This window comes from Streptococcus sp. 10F2 (assembly GCF_054331515.2).
Window position 1 is genome coordinate 1 of sequence record NZ_JBTGGE020000053.1, and the last position, 9,747, is coordinate 9,747.

Here is a 9,747-nt window from a genome sequence, read left to right on the forward strand (position 1 = left end):
TGATATTTTTTCGTCAGTCTCCAAACGGTATCATGTGAGATATCAAGCATCTCCATAATGGATTTGTAGGGAGTATTGATGGCTCTAAGATATACCGCTTGGATACGTTTGTGGTAAGTTACTAAATTTTTATCTTTTAGAGCTGCTTTGAGCTCTTTAATCATTTCATTTGTAAATTTCATATCTCTATTATAATTCAGAATTTGATTTTAGTTAAGTATAAACAAGGACTTTTGATACCATTACAAAATCCCAGTTGGTTTTACCAACTGGGATTTTCTTATCTAATCTTAAGCTTTCAAACGCTCAACATCACGCGCAATAACCAATTCTTCATCTGTTGGAACTACTAGAACTTTTACTTTAGAATCTGCAGTTGAGATATCACCAACCGCACCAAAGACGTTCTTACCTGGCTCAAGTTTCATACCGAACCAAGATAGTCCTTCTACAACAGCTTCACGAACCTGATCAGAGTTCTCGCCAATACCTGCTGTAAAGACAAGAGCATCTGCACCATTCAACACAGCAAAGTATTGACCGATAAATTTACGGAGACGGTCCACTAGCATGTCAAAAGCAAGGGTCATCTTCGCATCTCCAGCTTCTCGTCCAGCTTCCACATCGCGCATATCACTAGAAGCTTCTGCTACTCCAAGAACACCAGATTCCTTATTCAAAACATCAATAACATCTGCTGCATTCTCAAGACCAGGTACTTGTTCCACTAAATATGGAATGATAGCTGGATCAATATCTCCTGAACGAGTTCCCATCATTGGACCAGCCAATGGTGTGAAGCCCATAGAAGTGTCGATTGATTTTCCACCATCAATCGCTGAAATCGAAATTCCATTTCCAATATGTGCTGTAATCAATTTCAACTCTTCTAGTGGACGACCCAACATTTCGGCAGCCTGTTGAGATACATAATAGTGAGAAGTACCATGGGCACCATATTTCCGAACCTTATAATCAGTATAATACTTCTCTGCAATTGGATAGCGGTAAGCAACTTCCGGTAACGTTGTATGGAAAGCTGTATCAAAAACTGCAACACTCGTAATATCCGGTAAAATTTCTTTAAAGGCCCGAATACCAGCTGCATTAGCTGGGTTATGAAGTGGAGCCAAGCTAGCCAACTCTTCAATCTTAGCTAAAGTTTCATCATCAATCAAAACAGATTCTGTAAAGAGTTCTCCACCAGCTACAACACGATGGCCCACACCTGTAATCTCAGAATAGTCACTGATGATTTCAAACTTCAACAAATCCTCAAGAAGTAATTTTACTGCTTGAACATGGTCTACAATATCCAACGTTTGACTCTCCGCACGGCCATCAAACTTCACTGTAGAAATAGAATCCTTAAGACCGATTCGCTCAATAATTCCCTTTGCAAGTACTGTTTCTTCTGGCATTGCATAAAGCTGCCATTTCAAACTTGAACTTCCTGCATTAATCGCAATTGTTTTAGACATAAGCTACCCCTTTTAAAGCGTTTTCAATATGATTATAGCAGAAAGATGGTAAAATTGCCCTTATTTTAACTCCATTTCCATTTTTTCTTGAAAATCTCTTATTTCCTCCAGATTATTGAGATCATTAAAGGCAAATACAAATGGCGTAAAATCCTTACCAGAAGGCTTTCTAAAGACAAAAAGACTCTTCGCATATTGAGGGTTGGCAAACATCTTTTCTGGTAGATTCACCAAAGCCACAAGCTCTGTTGACGATTGAATCCAATCTTTCAAAAGTCCACTTTGGGGACTCGTCAATAACTGGGTTGGAGCCAAGAAAATCGCATACCCTTCTGGTTCTAAGTACTTGGTCCCCTGCTCCATCAACAAATGATGGGCATAGGTATGTCCCTCCGGACTAGCTACCTGAAATCGACTAGCAATCACATCATCTGGATAATACCCAATCGGAAGATCACTAATCACTAAATCTTTTTGTAAAATCTGACTCCGGACAGCATCCCCTTGTGAAAATGTCAGACCTTCGGTCCCCAGTACCTCCGCAATACTAGCTGACAATTCTACCAAAATGTCATCCAATTCGATTCCCAAATAATCCATTTCCTTCTGACTATTTAAGAGGATCGTCTCTGCCAAATTGCCCATACCACTGCCCAGTTCCAAAACACGAATGAAATCCTGAGAGAAAAGATGGTCAATCACCAACGTCACCAAAAATCCAAGACTATCTGGGGTCGCTTGGTGATTCGGTTGCAAGGGCTCCGTTTGCTGTCCTTTCATCATTAAATACTGAAAGGTTCGCCGCCACTCTTCAGGAGTCAATTCCAGCTGCGCCACCTTTTGATTGTTTTTCGCAATCCCCTTCAACTCCTCATCTGGCTGTAAATAATGAACATTCTGCTCAATAATTGCCTCGTAAAAACCCGTTTTTAACTGGTTTTGAATCGTATGGATATTTTCTAATAAAAGGCCAAAAGCCTGCTCAATCTTTTCAAAATTCATGCTTCTATGATAACACAAAAGCAATCTCAGTAGCTAGTGACGAGAAGGTTCGGTCAGCGAAAAACGATAGTCCTCACCACTCGATAAAGCAACCTCAATGTCCCACCGCTTCCCTTCGACGGTATATCTAGCCTGCCCTTCTCGGAATCGGATCTCCCCTTTCTTCCCTTCCGCCTTATCTCGACAATAGATAGCCAAAGCGTAGGCTTGTTCCCGCTCTCGATAGGCTTTGAATAAACGCTCTTGGAATAGATGCCGTTCGAGGTAAAGATTTAAAACGAGGCTAAAAACTGCGAGGAGTAACAGGGCATAAAGTAAAACACCTGCTCGTACCTGTTTAGTCCACACGATAGATCCACTCCCTTTCCTGACCATCCGCTAAAACTGCCTTAAGCTGGATTAGACCACCCTGTTCCTCCACTTCCATGGACTCAACGCCAAATAGTAGGGTCTGACTCCCTTGGTTCTGGTTACGACCGCCAGTCTTTCGAATTTCCTTTTTCTTAGGCCAATAAGCAATCTTCTGCCCCTTACCCTGTTGATCCACATATATTTCATTATCACTGACTGCATCAAACTGTGCCTCTAAAAATTCTTGCTCTAGATGGGCCGTAAAGAGTAACCAATCTTGAGTTGAAGCCCGTTCCTGATAACGAATATCTTGAAACAAAAGAAGGGTCAAGGCTTGAAATAAGAGACAGGAACCACTGATGACCAAAAGAGCAACCAAGGCTTCCAGCAAAGTAAAAGCTCGTAAGCTAGGGCGACAAAACATGCACTTGAACAAGAATCTCCTCCCCCTCTCTGAGTGTCCAGACGTGCTCCCCTCTCTCCACCTGAACTGTATCCAATCTTCCGAGACCAGCTTGCAGAGCCATATGCCCTTTTTGCAAAGCCTGCTCTCTGTGTAAGATAGCAGCTTCTCTTTTTCGCGACTCAGTAATAGCGCCTAAAAGCAAAGCTGTCACTACGCTAAAAACCCACAAGGCTACTAATGATTCAAGTAATAAATAAGCTCCTAACTCACTCTTCTGTCCTCTGTAAAATCCCATTTCCAATCCTCGCCTGGTAATGAACCGTCTTCCCACTGCCTAGATCCCGAAAAACAATCCGGGATAGCCCCGTATGATTCCCCTTAGCATTCAAGTCTAGTTGAAAATGTGATACTAACTCTACTCCCTGGGGCAACTGTAACTTCCCTTCTGGTCCCGTAATACAGCTTTCTTGAAAATATAGCTGTGCCGACTCCTGTCGGGCCCAAGCCAAGGTCTGAGATTCCGTATAAAAATGCTCAAAACGAAGATAAAAGAGGGTCTTCTCAAAGGACTGGTAGACCTCTCCAACCCCCATCGACAAGAGCATCAGAAGAAAGAGGGTAATCCCTAACGTTAATAGGCTTTCCAGCAAGGTAAAACCTTTAATCGGGGACGACCCGACTTTCTTGAGCATGTTTCTTATAGTAGTCCCGATAAGCATCCGCTTGCTCCTTCGTAATCTGCTTCTCTGCCACTAACTGTCCTAAATTGGGCTCCCCACTGTGGTTCAACTGATAGATCTCCGCCTGACTCTCCACCACTTTGACAATCGCTGCATTCCCCTTTTCTCGAACGACTTCTTTCTGTTTGACCAGATTGGGAACAAACAACAAAAGCAGGACAGAAATAATAAGGATAACAATTAACATTTCTATTAGAGTAAACCCAGGTAGGGATTTTCGTAAATATGTGCGTATCATATAGGTACCTCCAAATTCTGATAAATCGGTAACAACATCGCTGCATAGAGTAGTAAAATCAAAAAGGCTACGAGGACAAAGACACAAGGTTGGATTAAATCCATCAGGCGAAATAAACGATGAAAAAACTCTTCCCAGGTCTTCCTAGAATAAATGGCTAGTTCCTGTCCCAATCGCGACTTGAATTCACCATATTCAATCATCAAGGCTAGTTCCTGCCTCAAAAAAGGATAGGTCCGAATCTGCTGAGCTAGGGATATTCCAGCACTCAAGGCCTGGGCTAGGTCAGTCCCCAACTCAGCTAAAAATACTGACTTTTGCCGCCGCATCAAATCGACAATCTCCGCCAAGGCCAACCCCTGACCAAAAAGACACGCCCACTCACGCGCTAGACTGGCTGATAAATAAGCTTTGACAAATCCTGACAGACCTGGCCAGGTCGCCAACATACTCAAAAAATCTAACCGCCTCTGATGTCGATAAAGCAGCACGAAACCGACTACACCTAAAGCTAGACAAGTCATCAGAGTTATAAAACAGAGAGGGAAAATCTCTACTAATCGAGTCCACTGGTTACTCTGATCTATTTCTGGTAAAACATAGGATTGCAACCCCCAAATAATCACCAGTAAAAAACCAAGTAGTAAAAGCGGGTAAGTTCCCACGGCTACTAACTTCCTGCGAACCTGAAGAAAACTTTGCAAGTGTCCTTCCAACTGAGCTAAACTTTCTAATATATTGCCATGTAATTCAGCTAAGGCCAATTGGCTAACCACTGTTTCAGAAAAGCCCAGTTGACCTAAAATACTTGAGAAAGACTGTCCCGCCTGCATGCCCTGCCGCATACTGACCACCAAGTCTTTGGCTAACAGACCACTATGATCTAAAAAATCTAAAGCCTCACCTAAATGAAAACCTGTCTCGAAAAGATTATGGAAGAGTTGGACAATCTTCAGTTCCTGCTGAATCCCCAAGGTATTCCTCCCGAGCTTGAGCTTGGCTGATAACGCCAGCTGTAAACAGCTTTGCCACTTTAGCATTCCAAGAGCTAGCCGTATGGTTCTCAAAGTCTTTCTGGGTAACATCTACTAACCCCTTTCCTCCTATCAAACGCTGATAACACACCAACTGCAGACATTCTTTCAACTCTACAGGTTCCACACCTAATTCCAGTAAACGACGGTAAACTCCTGGAATCGACCGAGCGTGGACAGTCGAGAAAACACTGATTCCCGTCAAGGCTGCCCGTACAACCGCTCGGGCGGTCTCTGAATCTCGAATTTCCCCAATAATTAAGAGATCCGGTCGGTGGCGGAGGGAGAGCTTAATGAGAGGATCATAGGTCATACCAATCTCCTTATTCAGTTGCAACTGCAAAAAAGTCGAATCCTTAATCTCGACAGGATCCTCTATGGTCAAAATTTGCCTTCCTTGGAATCGCTCCTTAGCCAATTGATACATGAGGCTAGTTTTGCCACTCCCAACAGGACCGGAAAAAAGATAGAGACCTCGCCCCTGAATTAGCTGACACAGTTGCTTAAGTTCCCAATCCCAAAATGCCAAATCTTGTTGTGCATCGTGAAGAAGACGAATGACCAGACTCTCCAAACCACGATAATCCCCAACCGTAGATAACCGCAAAGAGAGAGTCTCTTGCTCCAGAGCATAATCACAAGACCCCAACTGGCTTCGCCTACGTTCGCCAACATTCATACCTGCTGCAAACTTAAAATGACTCAGTAGCGCCTGTCCTTGAATGAAGTCTAGATGATCGAGCAGAACTCGCTCTTCTCCTACTCGTAAATAAACCGAATAACCTTCCATTTGTGGCATTACATAGATATCCTGAGCTCGCTTTTGGCGAGCTGCACTTAAAATGGCCTGTGCTCTATTTTTTACCATACCCCTTTTGCCTCCTCATTGATTTATTCGTAGAAGCAAGAAAAAAAGCCGTCACCAAGTGAACGAACTTCAAAAAATTAGAAAATCATTACCCAACAGATTGAATCCTCTAGGACACAGGACTAGATCCGTTTAATATTACCATTAGGAGTAGCAATCCATATCATTCTAATGAGCTGCATTCCTGCCTCGATTATGTTGAGAATACCTCAGTCTGACCAGATATTCCAAGTCTGATTTCATGACCTGCCCCATCCCCCCTTTCACAAAAAGACACCCCAAATATTAGGGTTGCTCCCTAACCTCTGGGGTGTCTTTCAAATCCTATTCAATCTCGTTTTGACTGGCTCCTGTCAACATAAGATCCTGTAAATTAGTAAAACTGGTCTCAATCATATTGAGCGCTGCTTCATCGGTATAAGAACCGATATGAGGAGTCACCAAGACACGTGGATAGAGCTGAATCAATTCTTCCACAACTGGATCTGCCAGCTTGTGACCACGTAAATCCTTGAAGAAAAACGCTCCTTCTCCTTCCAAGGTATCCAAACCCAATCCAGCTAATTTTCCAGACTGGACTGCTTCTAGCAAGGCTTGCGCATCCTGCAATTCTCCACGCGCTGTATTAATCAAGATTGATCCATCTTTCATATTCGCAATAAATTCACGTGTGATGAATCGGCCATTTTCCGGAATAAATGGGGCATGAACGCTGACAATATCACTTTCATGTAAAAGTTCCTCTAGAGATACTTGGCGGCAAATATCCTCCACTCCTTCTTTGGGAAACGCATCATAGGCTAAGACCTCTGCTCCCAAGCCCTTAAAGAGTTTGGCAGTAGTCAAACCAATTCGACCAATCCCCACAATACCAACCTTACAGTTGCGAATTTCCTTAGAAAACATTGCAGCATCCACACGGAAATCCTTCTGAGCTGTTTTTTGAACGGTATAGGCTGTGTGGCGAAGCAACATCATGGCCAAGCTCACAGCCAATTCAGCAATGGCATTGGGAGAGTAAAAGGGAACATAAGCTGTTTTTAGGCCCAACTCTTTAGCGTGAGCTACATCTATATGATTCACCCCTACGGTCCGCGTCAAGACATACTCAACACCCCATTCCTTGTAGAGTTCCAGCACTTCCGCTGTCGCAAAGCAGTTCCCTCGTAAGATGACAGCATCATGCCCTTTTGCCAAGGCCGCTGTCTCCGGAGAATTGAGGTAATCCGCTACTAAGGTCAAATCAAAGCCAAAGCTTTGATTGACCTGTTCGAAAATAGGAATTTCAACATCCCTAACACCATAACATAATACTTTCATCGATAATACCTCTTAGAAGAAGGCCTGCAGACCTGCTCCAATAATAATCCAGAAAACAATCGCTACAATGGATAGAACAGTCGCTAGGAGAGAAGCATTACTTGCAAGTTGTGCTTCCTTATCATACTTGATAGCATAAGCTACTGCAACTGTAGCCGGTGGGGTTGCCAACATGATAATGATCGCCATAAACGCTTCATAATCCAAGCTAAAGATTGATTTCATGGCTAACATCAAAACCATAAAGATGGCTGGAACCACAATGAGTTTTACACCACTGTAGAGCCATACTACACGGTCCTTCAAAGCTTCACCAATACTGATATTTCCAAGGGTCATCCCAATAGCCAACCAAGCCAAGGGGGAGGCTAATTTAGATAAATAATCAACTGGCTTGTAAAGCCAAGGAAGCGTCTTGTCAATCCGCAAGATTCCAACCGTAATATCTTGCATATCCTTACTACCTTCGTAAAGAGGAACCGTTACTGTCATTTGCGGCATATCATTTTGGAAAATCCAAATCAAAAGACCCACAAAAGTCGCCACAACAATTGGATTCAAGAAAATTTGTTTGAAATTTTTCTTCTCAAACTGAACCCCGCTCATACGAACCAAACCATAAGAATAGAGGAAAACCCGATAGGCAATATTAAAGATATTGGCATATAGGGCCCCAAGAGGACCAAGGAAACCGTTAATAATAGGAATCCCAAAGAAAGTCGTCGAACCAAAGGTCGTTAAAACAGATAAAGTCGTCTTCTGATCTCCCTTAAAGCGAAAATAAAGACTCTCCCCCAAGACAATCAAAATAACATAGGCTACAAATCCAAAGACAAAGACTGTTAAACCAGTCGTAAAAGTCTCTGGGTTAATGTTTTGCATAAAGGCTGAGAATGCCAAGGCAGGTAAAGCAAAAGCTAAGACAACGTCTGATAAAACCTTTCCTGCTTCTGGTCCAACAATATTTCGTTTCCGTGCAACATATCCCAACAAAATAATAGAAATTGTTGAAAAGATAGCACTTAAAAAAGCGTTGGACGTAATGATCTGGAACATATTTTCCATAATGAATCTCCTTTGTGAGTTTTTTTACAAACCTCTATCATTATAACGAAAGGGAGGAGAGGAAGCAAGGGATTTGATAAAAAAATCACAATAAAGGCAAAAAAAGTCGAATTTCATCTAAAAATTCGACTTTATTCTAGCCTACAATCCTTTGTCTGCAATATCTAATCAAAGAATAAAAACTCACTAACATGTAAAACTAAAACAGTTTCCCAATCGCGAGAAAGTTCTCTATACCGCCCAAATTATAGCTGGCAAAAGGGCTTTGGGAACTGACTTATCTGAAACGGAAGGTTCACTCTTCTGACAAGTCTGAATGACCTCTAAACATTCTGAATGGCTAATTCGATTGGAACATCACCATCACTCATTTGAATAATTTTCTGATAGGTATTAGAAGATTCCAGAATCGCAGCTAAAGTTGCGGCTACATTGGGAATGCTATTTGGTTGTGATTGCTTCACCTGAATTGCAATTTTTCCTGAAGCAGTCTCTGCTTCGACCAAATTTCCTGGCTGCAAAATTGTATAATCCAGTTTAGTATTGTGAATTAACCAATTGTCAGCAAAAAATTTAGCAATATTATAATCCATAATCGAAACTAAATTCGGATCTGACCATCTTTCAGGTTCCGTGGCAAATATCGAACTCAGCAAAATAAAACGCTTTATTCCAACTAATTCTGCTGCTTGCATCATTTTAACTGCCCCAAAGGCATCTGTCTGTAAAAGATCCTTTCCACGTGAACCAGCAACAAAATAGACCGCCTCTTGTCCCTGGAGTAACTGCCTTAAATCCTCTACCCCTGCATGTAGATCTAAAGGCACCGGACGAACGCCCTCTTTTACATCAATTCTTTCAGGATTACGTGCCCCAGCTGTTACCTGATGTCCTTTGTCTACTAGCTCTTCTATCAGGAATTGGGCAACCCTTCCAGTTGCCCCGGCAATAAAAATATTCATTTTTTCTCCTTTGATCCTTCAAATTTACTTGCGTATTCAAGTATCTTATCAAAAACGCCACAACTTGACAATTAACCTCCCCTACTATTCAACAAGGAGCAGAGAATGTACGAAACTTTTTCAATTGTCTCTCTTCAGACAGAATGGAGATGGGAAATCGAGTAGGGACTAATGCATAGTCCCTCTCACACCACCGTGCGTGCCGTTCGGCACACGGCGGTTCAGTTAACTTTTAACGCATGTCGTTTTAGGTAGTAATCGAGACAGCTGACCAGTCCTC

General features: G+C 42.4%; 13 protein-coding genes. All 13 read right to left on the minus strand.

The window, feature by feature from the left end; translation table 11 throughout:
- Positions 1 to 182 (minus strand): helix-turn-helix domain-containing protein (locus tag ACXM1Q_RS07880; RefSeq protein ID WP_458517591.1); only part of this gene is annotated, 182 nt, incomplete at its 3' end.
- Positions 183 to 290: 108 nt separating this feature from the next.
- The gene (locus tag ACXM1Q_RS07885) at positions 291 to 1,481 is read right to left on the minus strand and encodes an acetate kinase (protein WP_458517592.1); all 1,191 of its coding nucleotides are present in this window, start codon (positions 1,479 to 1,481) and stop codon (positions 291 to 293) included.
- Between the two features lie 60 nt (positions 1,482 to 1,541).
- Positions 1,542 to 2,483, minus strand: coding sequence for a class I SAM-dependent methyltransferase (locus ACXM1Q_RS07890; RefSeq protein ID WP_458517593.1), 942 nt, complete (start codon positions 2,481 to 2,483; stop codon positions 1,542 to 1,544).
- Positions 2,484 to 2,516: 33 nt separating this feature from the next.
- Positions 2,517 to 2,831, minus strand: a complete 315-nt coding sequence (gene comGG / locus ACXM1Q_RS07895) for a competence type IV pilus minor pilin ComGG (RefSeq protein WP_458517594.1) — start codon at positions 2,829 to 2,831, stop codon at positions 2,517 to 2,519.
- Positions 2,821 to 3,270: a competence type IV pilus minor pilin ComGF gene (comGF, locus tag ACXM1Q_RS07900; RefSeq protein WP_458517595.1), complete on the minus strand. Its 450-nt coding sequence runs from the start codon at positions 3,268 to 3,270 to the stop codon at positions 2,821 to 2,823. Before comGF ends, comGG begins: the two co-directional genes overlap by 11 nt.
- The gene (gene comGE / locus ACXM1Q_RS07905) at positions 3,242 to 3,535 is read right to left on the minus strand and encodes a competence type IV pilus minor pilin ComGE (RefSeq protein WP_458517596.1); all 294 of its coding nucleotides are present in this window, start codon (positions 3,533 to 3,535) and stop codon (positions 3,242 to 3,244) included. The genes comGF and comGE overlap by 29 nt, the downstream gene beginning before the upstream one ends.
- Complete coding sequence (comGD, locus tag ACXM1Q_RS07910) at positions 3,507 to 3,932, minus strand: competence type IV pilus minor pilin ComGD (RefSeq protein WP_458517597.1); 426 nt, start codon at positions 3,930 to 3,932, stop codon at positions 3,507 to 3,509. The genes comGE and comGD overlap by 29 nt, the downstream gene beginning before the upstream one ends.
- A complete protein-coding gene (gene comGC, locus ACXM1Q_RS07915) occupies positions 3,901 to 4,218 on the minus strand; it encodes a competence type IV pilus major pilin ComGC (RefSeq protein ID WP_458517598.1) in 318 nt (105 codons plus the stop codon). Before comGC ends, comGD begins: the two co-directional genes overlap by 32 nt.
- A complete protein-coding gene (gene comGB / locus ACXM1Q_RS07920) occupies positions 4,215 to 5,192 on the minus strand; it encodes a competence type IV pilus assembly protein ComGB (RefSeq protein WP_458517599.1) in 978 nt (325 codons plus the stop codon). The genes comGC and comGB overlap by 4 nt, the downstream gene beginning before the upstream one ends.
- On the minus strand, positions 5,149 to 6,120 hold the full coding sequence (gene comGA, locus ACXM1Q_RS07925; RefSeq protein WP_458517600.1) for a competence type IV pilus ATPase ComGA: 972 nt from the start codon (positions 6,118 to 6,120) through the stop codon (positions 5,149 to 5,151). The genes comGB and comGA overlap by 44 nt, the downstream gene beginning before the upstream one ends.
- A gap of 324 nt (positions 6,121 to 6,444) precedes the next feature.
- Positions 6,445 to 7,440 carry a 2-hydroxyacid dehydrogenase gene (locus ACXM1Q_RS07930; protein WP_458517601.1) on the minus strand — a complete coding sequence of 332 codons (996 nt, stop codon included), beginning with the start codon at positions 7,438 to 7,440 and terminating at the stop codon, positions 6,445 to 6,447.
- A gap of 12 nt (positions 7,441 to 7,452) precedes the next feature.
- Positions 7,453 to 8,505, minus strand: coding sequence for an AEC family transporter (locus ACXM1Q_RS07935; RefSeq protein ID WP_458517602.1), 1,053 nt, complete (start codon positions 8,503 to 8,505; stop codon positions 7,453 to 7,455).
- A 323-nt stretch (positions 8,506 to 8,828) separates the two neighbouring features.
- On the minus strand, positions 8,829 to 9,467 hold the full coding sequence (locus ACXM1Q_RS07940) for an SDR family oxidoreductase (protein ID WP_458517603.1): 639 nt from the start codon (positions 9,465 to 9,467) through the stop codon (positions 8,829 to 8,831).
- Between the last annotated feature and the right edge of the window lie 280 nt (positions 9,468 to 9,747).

Bases quoted from the DNA above. Each gene is read 5' to 3' on its own strand.
- ACXM1Q_RS07885 (WP_458517592.1), bottom strand. From the start codon at position 1,481: ATGTCTAAAACAATTGCGATTAATGCAGGAAGTTCAAGTTTGAAATGG.
- ACXM1Q_RS07890 (WP_458517593.1), bottom strand. From the start codon at position 2,483: ATGAATTTTGAAAAGATTGAGCAGGCTTTTGGCCTTTTATTAGAAAAT.
- comGE (WP_458517596.1), bottom strand. From the start codon at position 3,535: ATGGGATTTTACAGAGGACAGAAGAGTGAGTTAGGAGCTTATTTATTA.
- comGD (WP_458517597.1), bottom strand. From the start codon at position 3,932: ATGCTCAAGAAAGTCGGGTCGTCCCCGATTAAAGGTTTTACCTTGCTG.
- comGC (WP_458517598.1), bottom strand. From the start codon at position 4,218: ATGATACGCACATATTTACGAAAATCCCTACCTGGGTTTACTCTAATA.
- comGA (WP_458517600.1), bottom strand. From the start codon at position 6,120: ATGGTAAAAAATAGAGCACAGGCCATTTTAAGTGCAGCTCGCCAAAAG.
- ACXM1Q_RS07930 (WP_458517601.1), bottom strand. From the start codon at position 7,440: ATGAAAGTATTATGTTATGGTGTTAGGGATGTTGAAATTCCTATTTTC.
- ACXM1Q_RS07935 (WP_458517602.1), bottom strand. From the start codon at position 8,505: ATGGAAAATATGTTCCAGATCATTACGTCCAACGCTTTTTTAAGTGCT.
- ACXM1Q_RS07940 (WP_458517603.1), bottom strand. From the start codon at position 9,467: ATGAATATTTTTATTGCCGGGGCAACTGGAAGGGTTGCCCAATTCCTG.